Origin of the sequence: Crocosphaera sp. Alani8, assembly GCF_038442745.1 — a bacterium.
GTDB lineage: Bacteria > Cyanobacteriota > Cyanobacteriia > Cyanobacteriales > Microcystaceae > Crocosphaera.
Genome location: NZ_JARVCN010000322.1, coordinates 1 through 22,332 on the forward strand (window position 1 = coordinate 1; position 22,332 = coordinate 22,332).

The 22,332-nt window shown below is 37.3% G+C and carries 19 protein-coding genes; 9 read left to right on the forward strand and 10 right to left on the reverse strand.

All coding sequences use genetic code 11. The annotated features are described in order from the left end of the window. The first annotated feature begins 123 nt into the window (after positions 1 to 123). The gene (locus tag P9B04_RS16950) at positions 124 to 363 is read left to right on the forward strand and encodes a hypothetical protein (protein ID WP_342056157.1); all 240 of its coding nucleotides are present in this window, start codon (positions 124 to 126) and stop codon (positions 361 to 363) included. An 85-nt stretch (positions 364 to 448) separates the two neighbouring features. Next, complete coding sequence (locus P9B04_RS16955) at positions 449 to 2,152, forward strand: ATP-binding protein (protein WP_342056158.1); 1,704 nt, start codon at positions 449 to 451, stop codon at positions 2,150 to 2,152. A gap of 22 nt (positions 2,153 to 2,174) precedes the next feature. On the opposite strand, the gene P9B04_RS16960 is transcribed toward P9B04_RS16955, so the two are convergent. Together P9B04_RS16960 and P9B04_RS16965 are read right to left on the reverse strand one after the other, a co-directional pair. Next, complete coding sequence (locus P9B04_RS16960; protein ID WP_342056159.1) at positions 2,175 to 3,683, reverse strand: phytoene desaturase family protein; 1,509 nt, start codon at positions 3,681 to 3,683, stop codon at positions 2,175 to 2,177. A gap of 76 nt (positions 3,684 to 3,759) precedes the next feature. Then, the gene (locus P9B04_RS16965; RefSeq protein ID WP_342056160.1) at positions 3,760 to 4,089 is read right to left on the reverse strand and encodes a hypothetical protein; all 330 of its coding nucleotides are present in this window, start codon (positions 4,087 to 4,089) and stop codon (positions 3,760 to 3,762) included. Positions 4,090 to 4,259: 170 nt separating this feature from the next. Here P9B04_RS16965 and P9B04_RS16970 point away from each other — a divergent pair, with 170 nt between their 5' ends. Continuing rightward, positions 4,260 to 4,403 (forward strand): hypothetical protein, encoded by a 144-nt coding sequence (locus P9B04_RS16970; RefSeq protein WP_342056161.1) that lies wholly within the window; start codon positions 4,260 to 4,262, stop codon positions 4,401 to 4,403. Positions 4,404 to 4,645: 242 nt separating this feature from the next. Here the strand turns inward: P9B04_RS16970 and P9B04_RS16975 are convergent, their stop codons facing one another. Further along, positions 4,646 to 4,918 (reverse strand): glutaredoxin family protein, encoded by a 273-nt coding sequence (locus tag P9B04_RS16975; protein WP_342056162.1) that lies wholly within the window; start codon positions 4,916 to 4,918, stop codon positions 4,646 to 4,648. A gap of 160 nt (positions 4,919 to 5,078) precedes the next feature. Between P9B04_RS16975 and P9B04_RS16980 the strand changes: the two genes are divergently transcribed. Beyond that, positions 5,079 to 5,672 (forward strand): sulfite oxidase-like oxidoreductase, encoded by a 594-nt coding sequence (locus tag P9B04_RS16980; RefSeq protein ID WP_342056163.1) that lies wholly within the window; start codon positions 5,079 to 5,081, stop codon positions 5,670 to 5,672. A 68-nt stretch (positions 5,673 to 5,740) separates the two neighbouring features. Beyond that, positions 5,741 to 7,879: an FkbM family methyltransferase gene (locus tag P9B04_RS16985; protein ID WP_342056164.1), complete on the forward strand. Its 2,139-nt coding sequence runs from the start codon at positions 5,741 to 5,743 to the stop codon at positions 7,877 to 7,879. Positions 7,880 to 7,969: 90 nt separating this feature from the next. Here the strand turns inward: P9B04_RS16985 and P9B04_RS16990 are convergent, their stop codons facing one another. Both P9B04_RS16990 and P9B04_RS16995 read right to left on the reverse strand, forming a co-directional pair. Next, entirely contained in the window at positions 7,970 to 9,661 is a 1,692-nt protein-coding gene (locus P9B04_RS16990) for an alpha/beta hydrolase (protein WP_342056165.1), read from the reverse strand. A 60-nt stretch (positions 9,662 to 9,721) separates the two neighbouring features. Then, positions 9,722 to 10,762, reverse strand: a complete 1,041-nt coding sequence (locus tag P9B04_RS16995; RefSeq protein WP_342056166.1) for a hypothetical protein — start codon at positions 10,760 to 10,762, stop codon at positions 9,722 to 9,724. A 183-nt stretch (positions 10,763 to 10,945) separates the two neighbouring features. On the opposite strand from P9B04_RS16995, the gene P9B04_RS17000 reads away from it, so the two are divergent. Next, a complete protein-coding gene (locus tag P9B04_RS17000; protein ID WP_342056167.1) occupies positions 10,946 to 11,449 on the forward strand; it encodes a DNA recombination-mediator protein A in 504 nt (167 codons plus the stop codon). 61 nt (positions 11,450 to 11,510) lie between these two features. Here P9B04_RS17000 and P9B04_RS17005 read toward each other — a convergent pair whose 3' ends face one another. Continuing rightward, the gene (locus P9B04_RS17005; protein ID WP_342056178.1) at positions 11,511 to 12,941 is read right to left on the reverse strand and encodes a cryptochrome/photolyase family protein; all 1,431 of its coding nucleotides are present in this window, start codon (positions 12,939 to 12,941) and stop codon (positions 11,511 to 11,513) included. 123 nt (positions 12,942 to 13,064) lie between these two features. Between P9B04_RS17005 and P9B04_RS17010 the strand changes: the two genes are divergently transcribed. Then, on the forward strand, positions 13,065 to 13,664 hold the full coding sequence (locus P9B04_RS17010; protein ID WP_342056179.1) for a DUF1517 domain-containing protein: 600 nt from the start codon (positions 13,065 to 13,067) through the stop codon (positions 13,662 to 13,664). Next, entirely contained in the window at positions 13,664 to 14,521 is an 858-nt protein-coding gene (locus P9B04_RS17015; protein WP_342056168.1) for a hypothetical protein, read from the forward strand. Before P9B04_RS17010 ends, P9B04_RS17015 begins: the two co-directional genes overlap by 1 nt. 52 nt (positions 14,522 to 14,573) lie before the next feature. On the opposite strand, the gene P9B04_RS17020 is transcribed toward P9B04_RS17015, so the two are convergent. From P9B04_RS17020 to P9B04_RS17035, 4 genes are all read right to left on the reverse strand, one after another. Continuing rightward, positions 14,574 to 15,776: a DUF4912 domain-containing protein gene (locus P9B04_RS17020; RefSeq protein WP_342056169.1), complete on the reverse strand. Its 1,203-nt coding sequence runs from the start codon at positions 15,774 to 15,776 to the stop codon at positions 14,574 to 14,576. 297 nt (positions 15,777 to 16,073) lie between these two features. Next, complete coding sequence (locus tag P9B04_RS17025) at positions 16,074 to 17,207, reverse strand: hybrid sensor histidine kinase/response regulator (protein ID WP_342056170.1); 1,134 nt, start codon at positions 17,205 to 17,207, stop codon at positions 16,074 to 16,076. A gap of 86 nt (positions 17,208 to 17,293) precedes the next feature. Beyond that, positions 17,294 to 20,503: a PAS domain S-box protein gene (locus P9B04_RS17030; RefSeq protein ID WP_342056171.1), complete on the reverse strand. Its 3,210-nt coding sequence runs from the start codon at positions 20,501 to 20,503 to the stop codon at positions 17,294 to 17,296. A 111-nt stretch (positions 20,504 to 20,614) separates the two neighbouring features. Next, positions 20,615 to 21,043: an FKBP-type peptidyl-prolyl cis-trans isomerase gene (locus P9B04_RS17035; RefSeq protein ID WP_342056172.1), complete on the reverse strand. Its 429-nt coding sequence runs from the start codon at positions 21,041 to 21,043 to the stop codon at positions 20,615 to 20,617. A gap of 135 nt (positions 21,044 to 21,178) precedes the next feature. Between P9B04_RS17035 and P9B04_RS17040 the strand changes: the two genes are divergently transcribed. Continuing rightward, complete coding sequence (locus P9B04_RS17040) at positions 21,179 to 22,324, forward strand: M14 family zinc carboxypeptidase (protein WP_342056180.1); 1,146 nt, start codon at positions 21,179 to 21,181, stop codon at positions 22,322 to 22,324. Positions 22,325 to 22,332: the final 8 nt, after the last annotated feature.

Genomic DNA, 22,332 nt, shown 5'->3' on the forward strand with positions numbered 1-22,332 from the left:
GCTTCGTAATCATGTTCATTTAACGAATGAACACTTTATTCTCTGGAAGTCCCTTACGAAATACTTAATTGCGGATATAATCGTAGAGATATTCAACAGGCTATATATAAATTAAGGAAAACTATGGATAAAAACGATAGTATTAAACCGTTTCAGAAGGTTGTTTTGAGCTTCTCCCTGATTTTACTGGGGATAGCCGCTAACACAACTTTTTTTAGCCTTATTGTCACATTTCTTCTGGGAACCGTAACTTTAGGACTATTGAACAGTCAAGAGGAAAGATTTGCTTTAAAAAAGAGAGATGTGAGCAAAGATAGAAAACTAGAAAAAATACCGGCTGCTTCGAGTGTAAATTCTAAGTAATAACCCTGTTCTCTGCGATACAATACCCATAGGGTTATCACTGTGGGTAATAACCCTGTATGTAGTGTACTAATACCCGTTAAAGATGACAGATCATCCCCTCGGTGCCGTAGTTCAAGGTTCCCTTTCACAAGGACTAGAAGTTCGTTTACATTCTGATGTTTCCGTTGAACAAATGCGAGTGGGCAAATTTTTGGTGGTGCAAGGGGTGCGATCTCGGTTTTTCTGTTTGCTGACGGATGTTTCCCTGGGAACTGCAAACCCTCGTATATTAGCTAATCCTCCCAGTTTTCAAGACACGTTTATGAGGGATGTGTTAGCTGGCAGCGCAACCTATGGCAATGTGGAACTTGCACCTATGTTGATGTTTACTCCCACAGAAGAGGAAAGCGATAACCCTTCTGTGTCGGAGGATACTTCTCTAGGATCTTTTCAAGCGCAAACTAATGCTAGTATTGAGCTGCTTCCAGTAAAAACTATACCAACCCATTTTAGTCAAGTTTATGAAGCGTCTGAGCAGGATTTTCGGGCGGTTTTTGGTTGGGAAGATGACCCGACACGGCGTAATTTTGCTATAGGAAAACCTTTAGATATGGAAGTACCCATCTGTATCGATTTGGATCGGTTTGTTGAGAGAAGTAATGGTGTTTTTGGTAAGTCGGGAACGGGGAAATCTTTTTTAACTAGATTGTTAATTTCTGGCATTATTCGCAAGCAAGCTGCGGTTAATTTAATGTTTGATATGCACTCGGAATATGGTTGGGAAGCTATGAAAGAAGGGAAAGAAGTTTCTACGGTAAAAGGGTTGCGTCAGTTGTTTCCTGGACAAGTTGAAATTTATACTTTAGATCCCGAATCTACTAAAAGAAGAGGGGTTAGCGATGCTCAAGAATTGTATTTAAGTTACGATCAAATCGACATAGAGGATATTCGCTTGGTGGGTCATGAATTGGGTATTTCTGAGGCGAGTTTAGACAATGCCAACATTTTAGAGGCAGAATACGGTAAAACCTGGATTATGCAATTATTAAACATGACCAACGAAGATATAAAACTATTTTGCCAAGAAAAACAAGGTCATGCTGGGTCGATTATGTCTCTACAAAGGAAGTTAATGCGATTGGATAATTTAAAATATCTGCGTACTGCTTGTCCTCATAATTATATTAATCAGGTGTTAGAATCTTTGGATGCAGGGAAGCACGTTGTTATCGAGTTTGGTTCTCAATCAAATATGCTTTCTTATATGTTGGCAACTAATATGATTACTCGGAGGATTCATGGTAGTTATGTTAAAAAAGCTGAGCGTTTTCTTCAAACAAAAAGCCCAACAGATCGCCCCAGACAATTAGTAATTACCATCGAAGAAGCACACCGCTTTTTAGATTCTAAAATTGTTCATCAAACTATTTTTGGAACTATTGCCAGGGAGATGAGAAAATATTTTGTAACCCTGTTAGTAGTGGATCAAAGACCATCAGGAATCGATAATGAGGTAATGTCACAAGTTGGAACGAGAATTACTTGTTTACTAAACGATGAAAAGGATATTGATGCGATTTTTACAGGAGTTTCTGGGGGACAAAATTTGAGGTCAGTATTAGCAAAGTTGGATTCTAAACAACAAGCTTTAATCTTGGGTCATGCGGTTCCCATGCCAGTTGTTATCAGAACTCGTGCCTATGATCAACAATTCTATGCCGAAATCGGGGAAACAGATTGGTCACAATTACCTGATGAAGAAGTGTTTGCGGCGGCGGAAACTGCTAGGTCTGAATTAGGATTTTAGAAGTTTAGTAAGTTATAAAAATTTACCGTTGTTGCAAAATTTCTTCTACTTTTTGAGGAGAAACTAAACTATTAGCACACAAAATACCAGAAGCAGCCACAGCAGGAACCCCAATACCTGGTAGGGTACTATCTCCTACTCGATAAAGTCCTGAGATGGGGGTATGACAACTGGGAAATAGTCCATTTCCTGCTGCTATTGCGGGACCGTAAGTTCCCTGATGACGACGAAGAAAACGACTATGGGTCAAGGGTGTTCCTATTAATTCTAGCACCACTCGTTCTCGAATGTCGGGGATAACTTTTTCTAGTGCTTTGTATAAAGTCTGCGATCGCTGTTTTTTCCTATTCTCATAATCTGCGTTTTTCTCCCATCCTTCGTAGGGTTCTAATGTGTAACTATGAACTACATAATGACCATCCGGTGCTAATTTTTTATCCCATACCGAAGGAATAGAAATCATACAAGTATTTCCAGGGACGGTAATATCTTTGTTACTATCATGAACGACAACGTGATGACCTGTTAAATTCTCTAATCCTTCTGCTTTTATTCCTAGATGAAGGTGCATAAAACTTTCAACTGCAGGGGTTCCTAATTGTTCTTGCTTATATTTTTTTGGTAAATCTTCTGCATCTAAAAGATAATTATAAGTATCCCAAAGTGTGGCATTAGAAATGACAATTGGGGCGTTAATCATCTCTCCTTTTTTTAATTTAATGCCTCTGGTTTTACCCGATTTTACAATAATTTTTTCAACGTGAGAGTTAAGATATAATTTTCCTCCATGCTTCTTGAAACCACTTATCAAACCATCGATAATTGCTGCGCTTCCACCCAATGGATATTCTACCCCTGCACGGGTTCTTTCCCCTAGCATAAAGGAAATTTCTGGAGCAACTGTTCCCTTAGCTTTTAATCCGGAAAGGAGGAAACATTCGAGATCAATTAAACGACGCACCCAGGGATCTTTTACGGTTTTATTCATTACATCTCCTGCCGAACCACTAATCATTCCTACCTGAAATAAGCTTTTAATTAAGGACGGCAAATAACGGGTTGCTAGGACAGGAAATAATTGCCAATCTGACCGTAAGGCGATTGTGGGAATGTCTTTTAAACAGTCGTATAATTCTAGCATTTTCGACTCAAAAGCAACTAATTCTTTAGCTCCTTTTGGGGTTATTTCGGCTACGGTTTGACGATATTTTTCTAACTCGCTGTAAACAGCAAATGTCCCCTCTGGAAAGTGATAATGACCAAGGGGATCATAAGGAATAACCTCTAAAGATTCCCCTACAATATCTAATACTTGTTTTAAAGGATTAAGAGATGGTTTATCGTTACCTAACCCACAATAAAAAGACGGACCAGAATCAAATACAAAGCCTTTCCGAGTGAATGTATGGGCTGCACCGCCAGGGATTGAATGACTTTCAAAAATAGCAACTTTTTTGCCATATTTTGCTAACAAAGCTCCTGCAGTTAGTCCACCAATTCCACTACCAATTATAACAACATCAAAATTCATTGTTCACTTAATTAATGTATTTCTGAATGGGTTTTATTGCTGTAAAACCCTGGAACATTTTAAAATTGATAGTAACCTATGAATTGGATTTATTCTGAATGAAAGTACGGTACAATCCATAAAGAATAACACCTAAAATTCCTACTACAATTAAAGAGGTAACTAATTTTAGAATGCTATTGAGGATAGATAAACCCACTACCACTCCAACAACAGTTACCCCTACTTTGGCAGGAGTTCCTAACCCTTGATACCAGGTAGCTACTCGGGTAAAAGTACCGTTACTATTTTCTTCTTGGGGATTAAAAGGACGCACTGGAGTAGTTTGACGGTTTATTTCTGCTTCGAGATCCTTAAATTTTTGTTCCAGTTTTTCTTCCCAGTTGGGACTATTGCGATCGCTCATAAAATAACTGTCCTACTTACTCTAGGTATCATTTAGCCATCTTTATTTTAATATAAGTTAAGATTTTGTGTCCAAATAGTTCGATGACATCTCTTTGCTACAACGATGACATACAAAAGACACAGTAGTATTTTAATCTGGAAAGTAGTTACTAAATTACTTAAATTATTATGAAACCCATAAGGATTATTATTGACATTACCGCTATCGGTTGTTTATTGATTGGGGTAGGAGTTAGTTTCGATAAAATTGAGAGTGCTTCTTTATCCAACCCCTTTACAACCAGAACAGCACAACTTCACAAAAACAATTAATTTTAACCTTTTTGGATCACTCTTTTGGGGGAAGATAAAAAACGATGTTTCAGATAAATTAAAAGTTATTCTGAATAACTTAAGCAAAAGAGATTGAGCAATGAAACAAAAAGCAGAAATTAAGAATTTTAAACTATTTATTACCACTTTTGTTTACATCTTTTCATTGTTTCAATCTTTTCTTCCTCAAAAAAGTTTAGTTAGGGAAGATTAATCGCTGTGTTTGCGTAACACAGCACAGGTCAACCTTTTGTTGCTAATTGTAAATATTTTTCTAATTGTTGTGCTAATCTGTCCACAGAAATGCGAGGGGAGAATCGAGGAATAGTTTTTTCTCCTTGGGGTAGCTCTAACCGTAAAACAGGAATTTCGTATTGATACGCGTTAAACCATTCTTCGCAGGTAGTAATGTTGCGTATTTCTAGGTCAAACTGTGGGTTTTCTATTTGTTTTAGTTTCCCTTCAAGTCCTTCGCATAAATGACACCCTGGTTTACTATATAAAAGGAGTCGCATAGATTGATTGGTAGAATATTTTCTGAATAATATTGTCGATTCTAACACGATATTTACACAACACAATGTTAAGAATATGAGGGGTTTGTGTTAAAGATATGATAACATTTAAAGTTGATGGTTAATTATTGCTTGTATCGTCGTAAAAATTTATATTGATATGGCTTTAAAATTTTTTCAAAAACCAGAACCTGATAACAGTGATCGTGTTCCCCCTGGACAATATTTGGCGAAAGGTTTTCCCGTTTTAAGCTATGGTGATACTCCTCAAATAAGTACGGATGACTGGAAATTTACAGTTTGGGGTTTAGTGACACCAAAAACCTTTTCTTGGTCAGATTTTATGGAGTTACCCCATCATCAATTTACCAAGGATTTTCACTGCGTTACCCGTTGGTCAAAATTGGATGTTAAGTGGACGGGAATCAAAATCACAGACTTTATCAATTTATTAGATATTGATCCCAAAGCAACTCATGTTATGCAACATTGTTATGGAGATTATACTACTAATCTTCCTCTAAAAGATTTTATTTTAGAAGATAATTTTTTTGCTTTTGAACTATCAGGAGAACCCTTACCTGCAGATCACGGTGGTCCAATGCGTACAGTAATTCCTCATTTATACGCTTGGAAAAGTGCAAAGTGGATTAATGGTTTAGAATTTTTACCGCAAGATGAATTGGGTTTTTGGGAAAAAAATGGTTATCATCGACGAGGTGATCCCTGGAACGAAGAAAGGTACGGAGGATAAGTTATAAGTTAACAGTAATCAGTTGAATTTTCTGCACTGATTACTGCTCACTGTTTACTGTTATTATCATGGTTGAAATAGACAATTTACCCTACACTATTAGTATTGTTCTATTTACTCGATACCCCGATCCAGGAAAAGTAAAAACTCGTTTAGCTTGGGATATCGGCGATCGCTTAGCGGCTGAAATAAATCGCATTTTTATGAGTAAAATGTTAGCAATATTACTCCGCAAAATGAAGGGTGTTAATATTATTATAAATTATACAGGAATAGATGATACAAAAGCAATAATTGAGGGGTTTGATTCTGCTTTAGCAGAGGACATTGATCAAGGAATAAAATCTGGTATTCTCTATTTTATTAAGCAACCTTCTATCTCTTTTGGAGAACGAATCGATGCGATCGCTAAAAAGTTAGGAAAGGTAATAATAATTGGTTCTGATATTCCAGGAATTACCTCCGATATTTTATCTGAAGCTATTGAATATATTAACCAAGAACAAGCAGCAATCGCTTTAACTGCGGATAATGGTTATTATCTGATTGCTTTACCCTATTATAGAGATGTTTTCACCAGCATCAACTATGGTTTAGAAAATGTTGCTCAACAGACTTATAATTTGATGCAGCAAAACTATTCTTGTGTGTCCATTCTCAATCCTACTTTAGTAGATGTTGACGAAATTAGTGACTTAAAATCTCTTGGTTTAATGGACTTAATTGAACAAAAAAGAGTCGATATTTCCGTGATTATTCCCACTCTTAATGAAGTGGATTTTATTTATGAAACTTTAGCTACTGTAATTAAACAAGCTGCAACATCAAGTAACATAGAGATTTTAGTTATTGATGGAGGGAGTAACGATGGTACCTTACAACGGGTTGAAAAATTAAAAAAAGACCATCCTCCAATTTTGATGCAGCTATTAAAAGTATCATCTTTAGGGCGCGCTTTTCAAATGAATTTAGGTTTAAGACATTCATCAGGAAAATATCTCATTTTTTGTCACGCAGATACCTTATTACCATCAGAATGGGATCGAAAAGCAATTTCTGAGTTAGAGGATGAAAATACAAAATTAGCTTATTTTGACTTGCAATTTTATCCCGATCATCTAGGTTTAAAATTGGTTGCTTGGACTGTTAATCATATCAGGCGATCGCCTTATGGGGATCAAGTTTTTTGTGTTAGGAGAGATGATTTTAAAGAAATAGAAGGTTTTGATTATCTTTGCTTATTAGAAGATGTAACCTTATTTAATGATAGAATCAATTATAAACAGTGTCACAGAATCCCTGATCATATAATTACAAACGGTAGAAAATATAGCAATCAAAAAGGAAACCATACTTACTTATCTATTTTTAAAAATGTTATAAAAAACTGGGGAATTATGGCAGGGAAAAAACTTCTTAATTTACCTGCTAATCAGCTTAAAAAACTATTTCATGATTTTTCCCCCGAAGATGAGCTATTAGAGGTTCCTTTTCAAAATAAAATTTATACATTTAAGTATCATTTTCCTGAAAAATTACTACACAAGTTGTTAATTTGGAAGATAATATATTATCAAAAGTCCATGAATCAGTTAATTCCTGAAATATTGAAACATTGTCAAGGCAATGACTTTTTTATCGATATTGGGGCTAAAGTTGGAGTGGTTAGCTGTTTACTAAGTATGGTATTAGCTAAAAATCGTATTAAAACCGATATTATTGCCTTTGAGACTGTTCCCTTTCGCCATAAATTATTTCAAGATAATCTTTCCTTTTATGTTGGTGAAATGAGAAATAAAATTTACATAGAAAACGTAACTTTAGGGAATACGGAAAGTTTAGATTATTTCAAAGTAGAAGGTACATCATTGGATTCGATAGAGAATAAAGAGAATAAAAATACCATAGAAGTAAAAATAATACCCTTAGATGAGTATGAGTTACCAAATGAGAAAAAAATTAGCGTTATTAAAATTGACTTTGAAGTAGAACAGTTAGAGGTATTAAAAGGAATGAAAAATACCATCAAAAAACACCGACCTATTCTAATTTTCCAGGATTCACCACCGTTAATGAGCAATTTTTTAAGCAAGAAGAACAATATCAAAGATATCGTTGAATTCATTAAAAGTTTAAACTACAAAGTAGACAACTTTAACAATATTAATTATGTTGCCTCTCCTATTATTCATAAATGGAGTCGATAACATGATTTTAGTGAACCGTGAGCAGTTATCAGTTAAAAGTTACCAGTTAACTGAAAGCTGAACGCTGACAGCTAAATGCTCACATTTACATTACCTTTCTTTCGGAACAACTATATTATTGTCCCTGATAAAATCGTCAATGGATTGATTTAATTCATCGGAAGATTTCTCTGTAATCAGGTGGGTTTTAAATTCTTGACCCTGGCTAATATAATTAGCATAAGCTGACTGTAAAAAGGAATCGTACTCAGAATTATTTTTAACATAAACTTCAAAAAAAGATAGCATCATAGAATGAGTATAGCTATCTAATAACTGAGGACTAGGAAGAGTTAAATCTATCGCAGTATCTAACATTTCACTAACCCCTGCATCGAGTTGAGAAAAGTCCACATGAGCTTGTCCTTCTTGTAATTGAAGGTATTTCTGAGGAACTTTTAAACGAGGATAAGAGGTGACTTGTTCAAAAATAAAAGGGGTCGCAGGATCATAACTACCAGCAGCAATGAACACAGGGATATCAATTTTCTCGAAGGATTTACGGCTGAAAATCCCTGAGTTAACGGGATTAACGACAAATACGGAATTAACCCTTTTATCTCTAAAATCATACTCTTTTTGTTCTAGTTTTAAAGCACGACATTGCAGTAATAATGCTGTATTCAAATCACCGATATCTAGGTTACAGTCTTCCTCAAGAGCTTGAAAATCTGGGGTAGCACCGGCAATAGCAAGCATGGTATAACCTCCAAAAGAATGACCAGCAACTCCAACATTTTCTAAGTCAAGTTTTCCCGAAAAAAATCTATTATTTCGTCTTTCTAATTCATCAATAGTATAACTAATATCTAGGGGACGATCGATGAATTCATCCCTAATAAAAATTTGTCGAGAATATCCCTCTAAAAAGTCCTCTGTTTGTTTTATATCACTACCTATATGTTGCGGTAAAGCTACAACGTAACCATAAGAAGCTAAATGGTTAGCCCATTTTCCAAAGTCTTCAGGACGAGAACTTAAACCATGAGAAATAATGACAACAGGAATAGATTGATCTGGCAAAGTTTGCGGTTGATAAACATCAACATAAAAGTCCCGTTTCCGCTTTTCATCGGTTAAATTCCAGGTCTTTTTTGTCACTTCTAAAGGTCCTGTTTGACGAGGATCAGTTAACCGAGCAAAATCTATTTCTTGTGTTTTTTCTACTTCTTTTTCTGCTAATTGTGTTATTGTGTCTGTAAATAAATAAGTGCCATTAACAATAATTTCTACTTGTTCTGCTAAACGGATCGCTTTTTTGACATCAATTTGAACATTGGTAGACATTTTGTTTAAAAAGTTAATTAGAGTTAATCCCTCATCATCAAGAGCAGCTTGAATTAATGCCCCTCGAATCAGAAATTTACCATTTCTTCCCCCTTGAATATTAATAACTTTACCGAAATAGTTTAAAATTCTTTCTCCTTCATCGGTATTAAGAATGCGGACAAATCTTAATGGATCTTTAATGGGTGCTGGGGTTGATAATGCTTCACGAAAGGCATTTCTATCCTCTTCACTTGCCCCGGCTAAACTAAAATATCGATTTAATTGTTGACTTAGTTCTCCAGTTTCAGCGTAGTTTTCTAAGTCACTAACTGGAATCGAAATTCCTAAAGAATCGAAAACAAAATAGACTTTTTCTGCTGCATAGGTTGGCAGACTTAAGGTTAAAGATGTGATAGTCCCCAAGACCACAGAAGTGAAGGGGCGAAACCAAGAATTTAAAGGAAAAGATGTCATAGGTATTCTGTAATTTCTCAATAAATACCTTGATTATATCAACAACAACCCTAGCTTCAACTAATCCATAGAATCTGTCATCAATCTTAGTCTAACAGTTTTTTCTCCTGCTTCATCTAATTGCACTTCAATCACTTCCCCACTCAAAGATTCTAAGGAAGTTAACATCGATCGCAAATGAGGATTACTAGCACCAGTATCCACATACAATCTATCAGATAAACTCCCCAATCTTTTCCATGTTGTATATAGTTTGCCCACAATTTGTTCTAAGCTAGAAGCTTGTTTAACTAAGTCTGCGGCTGTATTCAAACATTCTAATCTTACTGCTTCGTCTAAAGCCATTTCTAAGTCTAAAGGGGATTTTTTTAAGGTTTGTACTTGGGCAGCTGCATCGAGATATTTGGCTAAATTTTTAGCATCGGTGGTCAACAATTTTACTGTATCTACATCGGGACTTTCGGCAATTTCTTTTTGAATAGTCTCTAGGTGCAACTCCGGTAATTTTTCCATTTCCCGAACTAAAGGGGCTAAATGTCGAGGGGGTAACGTCCCTTCTTCTGCCTTTTCCTTGACCTCTGAGGGCAATAAATCCGAACTCATGGCAGTCCATTCATCCGATAGCTGTTTGACCTCCCTACGGGTAATTCTATCCCCTTTCTGCGCTGCTTCGCTGACCAGTTTTTGTACTTCGGGATCGGATTTCGCAGTTTCTACAAAAGCCCTTTTACTAAAATTGTTAATGGTATCTGGGTCTAATATTCCTTCCGCTAGTAAGGTATCGGCACTATTAGCCAACTGAATTAGAGCGTAAGCCTGACTTTTGGTAATTTCCCGTTGTTTTAACCAGTTTAAGAAACCCGTTCCCCGTCCTTCGCCACCCTTTTTCTCTCGATCGCGGATCGCCCGCAAGATCCTACCGCGCCATATATCCGTTTGTAAATCAAAGCGATCGCAAATCTTCCAAACTGTGTCTAATTTTTGTTGAAAATCGAACTCTTCGATCCCTTCATCTTCTGGATCGGGTAACTCAAAATTAAAATCTACTGGGGTTTCCAAAGCATCACGAATGTCATCGGGAGACGGGGGGACAGCAACCATAAGTGTTATTGACGGATAAACAGAACGGAATATTAATCATATCAAACCTGAGTTCGGTGTTAGGAGTTAGGAGTTAAGTATTTTTTATTTCCACAAATTCATAAAAATTATTAAAGAAAGTCTCATGATCGAAAAACCTTTGTTAGAATAACTTACGGTCATTTGCAGTCCACGAGAGAGTCTTTGAGTCAATCAATTGATATTCCTACCTTAGATACTTTGGCGCAGGAACTAGCTGCCATACAGCAAACAGGTTCAAAACGTATTGCTTTGTTAGGTTCGCGCCACGTTCCCATCACTCATCAACAACTAATCGAAATGATGAGTTATGCCCTCGTTTTAGGTGGCAACCGTTTGATGACATCCGGTGCCACAGGAACCAATGCAGCCGCCATTAAGGGGGCCATGCGCGCCGATCCCAACTTATTAACAGTGATTCTACCCCAAAGTTTAACTAAGCAACCTAAAGAGTCAAAAGATCAACTAGAAAGGGTTATTCACTTAGTAGAAAACCCGGAAAAAGATGGCTTATCTTTAGGGGAAGCTAGTGCCTTATGTAACCGAGAAATTGTTTCCCGTTGTCAACAATTGATTTGTTTTGCTTTTCATGACAGTCATACTTTGCTAAAAACTTGCGAGGAAGCAGAAGAACAAAGGAAGTTAGTAACTCTATTTTATTTTGATTAGTTAGTAACCTGATTTCCTTTGCCTAAAAGAGCGTAGTAAGAACTGGACTTATGATATTGTTTTACTTTTTGATATGTTTATATCGTTCTTTAAACTCTTTTTGTTGCTGTTTATGATCAACAATAGGTTGAGGATAACCGCAACTATGGGCTTCTAAAGGTGGGATTTTTCCTGTTACTAAATATTCTGTATCAAGAGAACTTATTTCAGGAACCCATAAGCGGATATATTCCCCTTCTGGATCGTATTTTTGTGCTTGACTAGCAGGGTTAAAAATACGCAAAGGTTTAGGGTCCATCCCACTAGACGCACTCCATTGCCACCCCCCATTATTAGCGGATAAGTCCCCATCGATCAATTTTTGCATAAAATATTTTTCTCCCCATTGCCAATTTATAATTAAATCTTTGGTCAAAAAACTAGCAACAATCATACGACAACGGTTGTGCATCCATCCGGTTTCGTTTAACTGTCTCATGGCAGCATCAACAATAGGATAACCTGTTTTTCCTTCGCACCAAGCTTGAAAATGTTGTTCATTATTATCCCAAGAAAAGTCGTTAAATTCTTGTCGATAGGGACCCTCTGCCAACTCAGGAAAAAAGTACATACAGTGTTGATAAAATTCTCGCCAAGCGATTTCTTGTTGCCAGGTTTGTATATTTTCCCTTGCCTCATCACTGCGAGTATTTTCGTAAGCGGCAACAGTTGCTTGCCAAACCTCTCTAACCCCGATAACGCCGAACTTTAAGGCGGGACTCAGACTAGAAGTTCCTGTAATTGCAGGATAATTTCTTTGTTCTTGATAATTGTAAATTATGCTATCGCAGAAATAATTAAGTTGCTCTTTGGCTGCTGTTTCTCCTGGTTCCAAAATCAACGGTGCATCCCAACTATAACCTAAGTCTTTGGCTGTGGGTAATTCTATCACTCCTAAGTCTTTAACTGCGTTTATTTCCCCCTCACTTAGACTTTGCAACTTGTCAAAAGATTGAGCAACATTAGCTTTTTCTTCTTTTATCCAACTACGCCAAAAAGGAGTATAAACTTTATAAGGAGCGTTATTACTTTTAGTGAGAATATCTCCTGGTGCGTGTAACAATTGATCCCAGTAGGTTTGTGTTTGAATACCTTTTTCTTGTAATGCTTCGATAACTAGATGATCTCGTTTTTTACTGTAGGGTTCAACATCGTTATTCCAAATAACACAATCAACTTTAAAAGCCTCTGCAACTTGGGGTAAGATTTGCAGAGGATTTCCTTTAAAAATTAATAGTTGTCCGCCTAACTTTTCATAGCTTACCTTTAACTCTCGTAAACACCCCAACATATAAGTTATGCGCGCAGATGCAACATTATCTTGATTTAAAATATTCGTGTCCAAACAAAATAAACCAACTAACTTAGGACTGTGTTGATAAGCTTGAGAAAGTCCGATATTATCGGATACTCTCAAGTCACGACGATGCCAAAAAATTACAGTATGAGTCATAAATAAAAACTTAGAGATTTTAGATAGAGAGGGTAAGTTAGCATAAATACTAATATAATAATCCATAGGATGAACATCCCTGCGGATTACTTATTTATACCGAAAGTTAACTATAAGGAACCTATGAATGCTTGGGGCGATCGCCTAAACAAATTTACTGGAAAAACTCGCTTTGTGGTTTGTCGAATTTTTGTCCACCTTGCCGGGGATGATATTGCTCCGTTGTTGGGAGTTCTTAACCGCACAGGAAGGAATGCTATAGATGCAGAAGGGGATTTAGAAGTAGTTGGAGAAGGTTTAGTTGAAATTTGTCAAAATCTTCTACAAATGAACCCTTACTGGCAATCTGCTGGTAACGAGGGGGATTTTTTTTGGCGGGAGGGAGAAGCCGGGGACTATTTTAACGAACTATTCACCGACTCGGCCCAACGTTACTTGAGCGAAGTTACCCTGTCCCAAGAGGACGAAAGCACCCCTTTATCTTTCCCCATAACTCGCAATTTAGTGGTAATGCTCACAGTGGCCTTTACGGGAGAAGAACCTGATTTAGAAACCAACTTAGCCGACATAGAAGCGTTAGAATATGGGTTGAAAGCCCTAATCAATCTTCACTATAACCAGCGACTACAAGCCATACAAATTCATTACTCTCCAGCGCAGTTTGGAGATCAACTCACCAACGATCAATTATTACTCAATTTTTCTGAACTCATACCTTTATAATGCGTAAACTACTGGCTATTTTCTTATCCATAACCCTGTGTTGGACTACCGTTGCTTGTAGTTCTCCAACCTCCACTCAATCTTCTTCTCCGCAAAATCGTAGCACCACTGTAACCCCTCCTAACCAAGTGGGTGAGGGACGTTATCCTGTCCAACAAGCAGAATACGACGATGGAGACGGAACCTACACCCTGATGTTATTGAATACCCCCGCAGGAAAACCGCCTACTTATAAGACTCAAAATCTACAAATGGCCAGGTTAACCCCCGAAGAAATAGAACAAGGGGAAAGCACCTACTTAGAGGTTACTGGGGATCAAGCAGTGATGCACCTCACCGAAGACTTTAAAATAGAGTACGTTCACACTGTAACCGAAACCCAAACTAATCCCCAAACAGGACAACCCCAAACAGTTGTTGTGCGTCGTGAGTCCAATTTCTGGACTCCGTTTGCTGGTGCATTAGCAGGTCAAGCGTTGGGTAGTTTATTGTTTACCCCACAATACTATTTTCCTCCTGTGTATCGATCGGGAGGGGTCATGACTGGTTATGGTGGTTATGGCAATACCTACAACCAAGCTAGTCAACGGTATCAAAATAAGTACAATGCACCGCCTCCAGCAGTAAAAAATCGTCAAACCTTACGGACAACAGGAAACCTTAATCGTTCTTCTTCTAGTTCTGGTTCTACCGGTAAAAGACAGTCTCCTAATGCCAGCAAGTCTAGTGGTTCTGGGTTTGGTTCGAGTCGCTTAGATAGTAGCGGTAAGTCTCGATCTAATGTTCAGCGACGCTCCAGTTTTGGTAGCAGTGGTGGTTCAAGAACCCGTTCCCGTGGTGGAAGACGAAGACGTTAAGATTATCCATCGTTAACGATTAAAGGCGCATTTGTGCGTCTTTTTTTTATCCTCAATTCAGTGCTTCTAACATTGCATCCTCTTTACTATTGGTGTTACGAGTAGGGGTTTCTCTTTCAAACTTCATGTGAATGGAACGGGTTTGTTGTCCATCGGCAGCGATCGCCACAATAGGATAATCGATGATCCCATCTTGGAAGGACATTTGAAAGCGGAATGTTCCATCTGGATTCAATTTGACAGGTTGACCACCCACCACAAGGGTTGCGTCTGGTTCGGTAGCACCATAAACAATTAATTCAGCATCAGCTATTAACCAAAACTTCTGAGAAGGAACCGATACTTCTTGACCAAAACTCAGGCCAGACATGGTTAAACCAGATACGGTGGGAACTGTCCACATTCCGACACCGGAGCCAAAAACCATAGAACCACCTGGTGATCCAACTGCATTTTGAAAAGAAGTGAAGCTAGATCTAGCCACACTAGCTGCTTGCGCTACTTGCTCGCTGACAGCAAACCTTGTTTGAACGGGGTTAGGGGGTAGCAATGATTCAACTGCACTGTCTTCTATTGCGTCGTCCCAGTTAATAGTGGTGAAAATATCTTCTATCCAATCTGAAGGACAAAGAGCAGGAACATGAATTTTAGCAGAGCGTGCTAACACCAACCAACGGCCATCAAAACTACGATACCCTATATCAACAACATAATCGCGATCGCTCAGGGGAATGGGAATATACCACTCTTGAGTGACATCATCACAAATGTATTCTTGAACGCTGTGGGGACTTTGATAATTGAGGTCAATATCGCTCACGTCGTAAATTCTTAGAGCTAGTTGTTCTCCCCCTTGAGCTTTTAGGCTTTCTTTGGATTTTTGAGAAACATTCCAGTAAGCATAGGCCCATTGAGGATCACGGGGTAAAAGAACTATGCGATTTTTTTGATAATCTTCTGCAATCTGCTCGAGATCTAATTGAATTTTGGTTTTATTGGTTGTGATGTCATTCTCTTGTCCCACTTCAAATTTAGAAGCTTTTATCTTTTGAGCTTCTTGAATAGTTGAGTCTGCCTTAGCTTTCGTCTCGGTTTCGATGGGTTGGGGGAATTGTAATTGCGCTGCTTGCTTGATGGCAACTAAGAGTTGCGCTTTACGCATTCGGCTGTAACGGGAGATGTTATACTCGCTGGCTACCTTTCGTAGCTGCCGTAAGGTCATCTCTTCCAGTGGGGGGTGGCTTTCTGGTGCCATGAGATCACTCTCCGATAGTTTTTACGGTTAATTGCTCCTGGCATTTGATCATCAGTCCTTTCCCTATGGGCTTATGGGAGACTTGATTACCCAAGGATTTATGTTTTAGGACTTAATGATTTATCTTATGTAACAAAACTTGAGTCTCTGGGGTCAAGGGGTCGCTCAACTAATTTATTGAGAATTGACGCATTAACCACATTTCGGGGATCAATATGTCATGACTCTCTAACATTTCATCTTTCTATTTTCCCTTCCAGAGCTTAACAAATCGGTTTCCAAGGAGAAGATCTCACTTTATCCATAGGAAATGGGTAAAGTGAACCAAAATTCAGCCCCTCGACCAGGTGCTGCAATTACTCCAATTTCTCCGCTATGAGCTTCAATGATTTTGCGGCAAATGTACAACCCTAATCCTAAGCCTAAAGTTTGTTTCGCTCTATCTCCTCTGTGATACCTTTCAAATAAAGTTTCTGCTAGTTTGGGGTCTATTCCCACCCCATCATCCATTAAGCTACAGCGAATTTTTTGAGGTTCCAAGTTTTGTTCCTCTGCTCCTATTATATCCGCTTTTAAAGTTAATTGGACACCAAACTCATTATGTTTTAAAGCATTGGCCATTAAATTCTCCATAACCCGCCACAGGCGATCGCTATCTGCTTGCACTAAGGGCAAATTTTCGGCAATATCTAGGGATAATATGGCGTTTTTCTCGTTCAACATCGGTTGCCATTCTGTGGCTAATTGTTGGCTAAATTGTGCCAAATTCAGGGACTTGGTATCAAGATTTATGGCTTCCATTTCAACTTGTTGACTCTCTACCAAAGAATTAATTAAATTGAGTTGGCGATCGCAACTTATTGACATTTGTTCTATTACTTTTCTGGAAATTTCTAGAGATTCTTTTTTTTGTTTTAAAAAGTTTTTTAAGATCAAGGAAAATCCGATAACGGGATTTCTTAAATCGTGGGATACTGCGTGAAGATAAACCCTTAAGGTTCGTTCTGTTTTTTCTCTTTCTTCTATTTCTTGTTGGAGTTGTTTTTTTTGTCGTTGTATAATCAATTGATTTTCAATTCTGGCCATCACTTCTTCTGCTTGAAAAGGTTTAGTGATGTAATCCACTCCCCCAACTTCAAAGGCTTTTACTTTGTCTAAAACATCGTCTAAAGCACTAATAAAAATAATGGGAATATCTTTGGTTTGAACGTCTTCTTTTAGCTTTTGACACACTTCGTACCCATTCATCGATGGCATAGTAATATCTAATAAAATCAAATCAGGGGGTACTTGACAAATGGTATTTAACGCTGTTTTTCCATTGAGGGCTTTACGAACCTTATAACCTTGTTCCGACAACATGGCTGAGAGTAAGCGCAGGTTATCGGGGTTATCATCGACAACTAAGATATTATTAGAATCAGGACTCATGGGGGAGGGTAGGGAAGTAGGAAATATTAATAATTAAGCAACACAAAGATTTTAGATCCTACATTTGATACTAAAAACCTACAAGGTCACTTAATTGTATTTTGAGTTAATTCGATCACAGAATCAAATAGAAAATTTTCGGACCATTCTTGCAAAGCGGTTGCTAAAGGTTGACTATCAGAGGGAATTTGAGCAATTAATTCTAAGATACTATCGTCACTACATTCTAGGGCGGCTTGATGGAGTGAGTTAATCCATTGAGGGGGCATTTTTTGCAGGAAGTATTCTAGTTGAGGTGTGGTTTTTGGGGCAAGGTGTTGATCGGGATGAGAAGAGAGTTTTTGGTCATCTAAGTCTTCATAAACATAATCAACCCCTAGATGATGAGCAATTTTTTCCCATAGTACCTCTTCTCGGAAAGGCTTTCTCATAAAATCGTCGCACCCGGCTGATAGAACTAAATGTCGTTCTTCTTCAAAGGCACTAGCGGTTAGGGCAATGATAACGGTTTTTTGTCCTCTGGGGCTTGCTTTTATCAGTTGGGTGGCTTTATAACCATCTAAAATAGGCATCCTCATGTCCATCCAGATCAGATGGGGTTGCCAACTTTCCCAGATGTCTAACGCTTCTTGTCCGTTACTAGCTTGACGAACATTAAATCCCATCGACGATAACAACTTAACTAATAAAATACGACTTTCGAGACGATCATCGACGGCCAAAATACGATAGGTTGGTTGTCCAGGAACTAGGCCAATGATTCTGCGGGAGGGTTTATTATTTTTTATAGCATTAGCAGAAACCATCGTCGCTTCAATAGTAAAAGTAAATAAACTACCTCGTCCTAAAATACTACTAATAGTGATTTCTCCTCCCATCAATTGTATAAATTTACGACTAATTGGCAACCCTAATCCTGTGCCTTCGTTGGAGTTTCGACCTGTTTCCGTTTGTCCGAAGGCTTCAAACAGTTGATCTACTTCCTCTGATGCAATACCTGGCCCTGTGTCTTCAATTTCAAAAGTTAGGATTAGTGTGGAATTTTCTGCATTTTTTAGATTAGTTTTAATGCGCAATATCACCCCACCTTCTTGAGTGAATTTAATGGCATTGCCCAAGAGATTAATTAAAACCTGTCGCAGTTTACCCTCATCGGTTTCTATGTATTGGGGGAGTTGTGGAGATTTTTCAAAGAGCAGTTGTAAGTTTTTTTCTTCTGCTTTTAAATGCAACATGGATTCTAAATTGTCCAGCAGACGATAGAGATCGAATTGAGTGCGATTAAATGTGGTTCTCCCTGCTTCAATTTTCGTCATTTCTAGGATGTCGTTAATTAACTCTAGTAAATGTTCTCCACTACGACCAATAATATCTAAATTTTGTTTATGTTCTTCTTTTAAAGTTTGATCTCTTTGCATGACTTGAGTAAAGCCTAAAACAGCGTTTAAGGGGGTTCTTAATTCATGGCTCATACTAGCTAAAAACTCACTTTTGGCGCGGTTAGCTGTGTCGGCTTGATCTTTGGCTTTTTTTAGGGCTTCTTCTGCTTGCTTGCGTTGCGTTATATCTCTAATAATCGCTGTGAAAATAGTTTTTCCACTTAACTTTATTTTGGAGATGGAAACTTCTGCTAAAAATTCTGTACCATCTTTTCGTTGACCGAAAACAGGACGACGACCTCCCATTTGTCTAGCGGTTTCTTGAGTGTTTCTGAAATTGTTAATGTGTTGATAATGATCGTTAGTAAATCGAGTGGGAATTAAGGTATTAAAAGGTTGACCGATTACTTCATCAGAAGTATAGTCAAATGTCTGCTCGGCAGCATGGTTGAAAAGGGTTATTTTTTGCTGTTCATCGATAGAAATAATAGCTTCATTTGCATTATCTAAAATACCTGCAAACCTTGCCTGAGACTCTTTTTGTGCTTCTTCTGCCATCGCTCTTGCTTCTGCGATCGCCATTAATTCTCCCACTAATTTTAATAGGTTAATATCTTCTTTAGTCCAGGTTTTGTAGATATTACTATCGATACCTAGGTAACCAACTGTTTGACCTCTTGTCATCATAGGAACTACTAAGGTATTGGGGCTTAAACTGTTTTCGTAGGCTTCTTTTTCTGCTGTTGCTTCTGGAGGAAAATCCTCAATACTATTGATGCAAATAAATTCACCTTCTATGAGTTTTTTGGAAAACCAAGGAAATACCTCTAAAGAAATATTTTGGGAATCGTGAATAGTGGAGGGGATATATTCACTACACCATTCATGGAGCATACTCCACACCTTTTCTCGAGGAGAATGACGAATAATATAACTGCGATCGCATTGGGTAAATTTTCCTATGGATTCTAATATAAAATGAACTGCTGTATTGAGGTCTTGGTCGATCAATTGTCTGGCAATATTACTGAGTAAAGCATCTCTTTCTGCCTGTTTTTTAATGGCTTCTTCTTTCTGTTTACGATTGGTAATGTCTCGACTAACACCGATGGTTCCCATTAACTTACCTTCGGGACAACAAAAGGGAGTTTTTAAGGTATCCACTAAACGACGGTTCCCATTAGGATAAGTAATCCATTCTTCGTTGCGACGGGATTGTTTCTGTAACATCATAAAGCGATCTTGTTTGCGAAACCCTAATGCTTCTTCTGGCGAAAAAAGGTCAAAGTCGTTTTTACCGATGATATCTTTTCTATCTCTTCCTGCAAATGTTTCAAAGGCGTTATTGCACATTTTATAAAATCCCCTGGAGTCTTTGCAAAATACCAGATCAGGGATACAATCTATAAGTGAAGTTAATAATATTTGTTCGTTTTTGCGATCGCTAATATCTGTGTGAGAACCCGCCATCCTTGCAGGGGTTCCTGTTGCATCCCACAAAGCTTTTCCACGGGATAAAATCCATTTATAATTCCCATCTCGGCATTTTAGACGAAATTCTGCGCTGTAGTGATCTGTTTTTTGGGCAAAATGATCGCCTAAAATTTTCATCACCCTTTCTCTATCTTGAGGATGAAGTAATTGCTTCCAAGTATCGATATGACTCGGTAATTCTTCATCTTTATAACCTAACATTTCTTTCCAACGGGGGGAAAAAAACATTTCATCTGTTTTTAAGTTCCAGTCCCAAATTCCTTCGTTAGTTCCCTGTAATACTAATTGCCATCTTTCCTCACTTTCTCGCAAGGTTTCTTGCATATTTAGGGCAACTTTTTGATCAGCTTTTAAACGGATAATTTCTTCTTGTAATTCCTGAATCAGCCGATCTTTCTCTGTTTCTGATTGAGGATAATTCATATTTTTTAATATCCAAACCTATTAAAAACAAGTAAATAATTAAATTAATTAATTTAACAGTTAGAAGCTTTTTCCTATTGTTACACTTGACAACTACTAACTGTTAATTTTTTATTGAATAGTTACTAACTCAATCTCAAATGTTAAATCTTTTCCAGCTAAAGGATGATTAGCATCCAAAGTAACTTTATCATCTTTAATATTAGTAACTGTGACAGGAACCGCTTGACCGTCAGAATGACGCATTTGTAACTGTTGTCCCACCTCTACAGACAAATCTGATGGCATTTGTTTTTCATCCACCACAATCACTAATTCGTCTTGATACGGACCGTAAGCTTCTTGTGAGGCAATGGTAACACTTTTGCTGTCTCCTGGACTCATTCCCACTACCGCTTCTTCAAAACCTGGGATAACCTGGCCTTCTCCAAGGGAAAACTGTAGGGGGTCACGATTTACCGAAGAATCAAAAACTGTCCCATCTTGCAATTTACCTGTATAGTTGACTTTGACTGTATCTCCAAGTTTGGCTTGTACCATATCACATTACCTACTAATTTTATTTATTTAATGAAGGGGCTTTTTAACGGTAGTTTTTTTCTAGCAGTTTTGTCAACTTTTTGTGGTATTCTTAAAATTTTATTAATGATTAAACTTTCATAAATCCCAATGTCTATGAAACCAGCCATTGAAACATTAAATTTATTTAAGCTTGCTTCTGGTGACGAATTTTCTTTACAATTATATAAATTTGTTGGTGATAAAAAAGGTAAAAAAGTTTATATTCAATCAAATTTACACGGTTCAGAAATTGTTGGCAATGCAGTCATTTCTCAACTAATCAACTTTTTTTCAAGTCTTAAGAAAGAACAAATCAGTGGAGAAATTTGGTTACTTCCTGTCTGCAACCCTTTGGGAACTAATCAACGTAGTCATCATTTTTCTTCAGGACGGTTTAATAGCTATGATGGAAAAGACTGGAATCGTATTTTTTGGGATTATGAAAAAGTTTGTCAAAATTTAGAGGAGTTTGTTAACAATAATATCAAGTTTGATTCTTTAACTATTCAAGAGAATTTTTTACAGCAACAAAAAAAGGCATTTAGTAAACAACTAGAAAAAATAAATAGTTATAGTAGCGCACCTTTATTTGAACAGTATCGTTATCAGTTACAATCACTTTCTATGGATGCAAATCATGTAATTGACATTCATAGTTCTAGTAATCAATGTATTGATTATCTTTTTTGTTTTCCTGGACAACAGGAAGAAAGTGCTAAGTATTTTCAGATAGATTATGGTATTTTGATGGATACTTATGACGGAGATGCCTTTGATGAAGCATTTATGAAACCTTGGTTAGCTTTAGAAAAAGAATTAGAGAATAAGGGAAGAAATATTAATCTTGAGCGAGAATCTTGGACATTAGAATTAGGTTCAGGCATGACAATGAATTCTCAATCAGTTAATGTAGGTTTCAACGGAATCATTAACTACTTAGTGAAAAAAAGAATTTTAAATTTACCAAATCATTCTCTAATTAGTAAAGAAATTACTTTATTTGCTCGTCAAGATATTCAATACTACTACGCACCTACTGGTGGCATGATCCAAAATAGACTATCTTTAAAGAACCAAGCTAAAGCAGGAGAGAAACTTTATGAAATCCTTAGTTTTAATAAACAGGGAAAGTTGCCAGAAATAATTAATATTTGTGCAGAAAAGGACGGATTTATTTTTGATATTTCTACTAATTGTTCTGTTAATCAAGGAGACTATGTGTTAGCTTTGTGTAGTCCAAGCTTGAATAAGAAAGATTAAATTGTTAC

Coding starts and splice junctions, on each gene's coding strand:
- P9B04_RS16950 (WP_342056157.1), top strand. CDS start 124: ATGGATAAAAACGATAGTATTAAACCGTTTCAGAAGGTTGTTTTGAGC.
- P9B04_RS16955 (WP_342056158.1), top strand. CDS start 449: ATGACAGATCATCCCCTCGGTGCCGTAGTTCAAGGTTCCCTTTCACAA.
- P9B04_RS16960 (WP_342056159.1), bottom strand. CDS start 3,683: ATGAATTTTGATGTTGTTATAATTGGTAGTGGAATTGGTGGACTAACT.
- P9B04_RS16965 (WP_342056160.1), bottom strand. CDS start 4,089: ATGAGCGATCGCAATAGTCCCAACTGGGAAGAAAAACTGGAACAAAAA.
- P9B04_RS16970 (WP_342056161.1), top strand. CDS start 4,260: ATGAAACCCATAAGGATTATTATTGACATTACCGCTATCGGTTGTTTA.
- P9B04_RS16975 (WP_342056162.1), bottom strand. CDS start 4,918: ATGCGACTCCTTTTATATAGTAAACCAGGGTGTCATTTATGCGAAGGA.
- P9B04_RS16980 (WP_342056163.1), top strand. CDS start 5,079: ATGGCTTTAAAATTTTTTCAAAAACCAGAACCTGATAACAGTGATCGT.
- P9B04_RS16985 (WP_342056164.1), top strand. CDS start 5,741: ATGGTTGAAATAGACAATTTACCCTACACTATTAGTATTGTTCTATTT.
- P9B04_RS16990 (WP_342056165.1), bottom strand. CDS start 9,661: ATGACATCTTTTCCTTTAAATTCTTGGTTTCGCCCCTTCACTTCTGTG.
- P9B04_RS16995 (WP_342056166.1), bottom strand. CDS start 10,762: ATGGTTGCTGTCCCCCCGTCTCCCGATGACATTCGTGATGCTTTGGAA.
- P9B04_RS17005 (WP_342056178.1), bottom strand. CDS start 12,941: ATGACTCATACTGTAATTTTTTGGCATCGTCGTGACTTGAGAGTATCC.
- P9B04_RS17010 (WP_342056179.1), top strand. CDS start 13,065: ATGAATGCTTGGGGCGATCGCCTAAACAAATTTACTGGAAAAACTCGC.
- P9B04_RS17015 (WP_342056168.1), top strand. CDS start 13,664: ATGCGTAAACTACTGGCTATTTTCTTATCCATAACCCTGTGTTGGACT.
- P9B04_RS17020 (WP_342056169.1), bottom strand. CDS start 15,776: ATGGCACCAGAAAGCCACCCCCCACTGGAAGAGATGACCTTACGGCAG.
- P9B04_RS17025 (WP_342056170.1), bottom strand. CDS start 17,207: ATGAGTCCTGATTCTAATAATATCTTAGTTGTCGATGATAACCCCGAT.
- P9B04_RS17030 (WP_342056171.1), bottom strand. CDS start 20,503: ATGAATTATCCTCAATCAGAAACAGAGAAAGATCGGCTGATTCAGGAA.
- P9B04_RS17035 (WP_342056172.1), bottom strand. CDS start 21,043: ATGGTACAAGCCAAACTTGGAGATACAGTCAAAGTCAACTATACAGGT.
- P9B04_RS17040 (WP_342056180.1), top strand. CDS start 21,179: ATGAAACCAGCCATTGAAACATTAAATTTATTTAAGCTTGCTTCTGGT.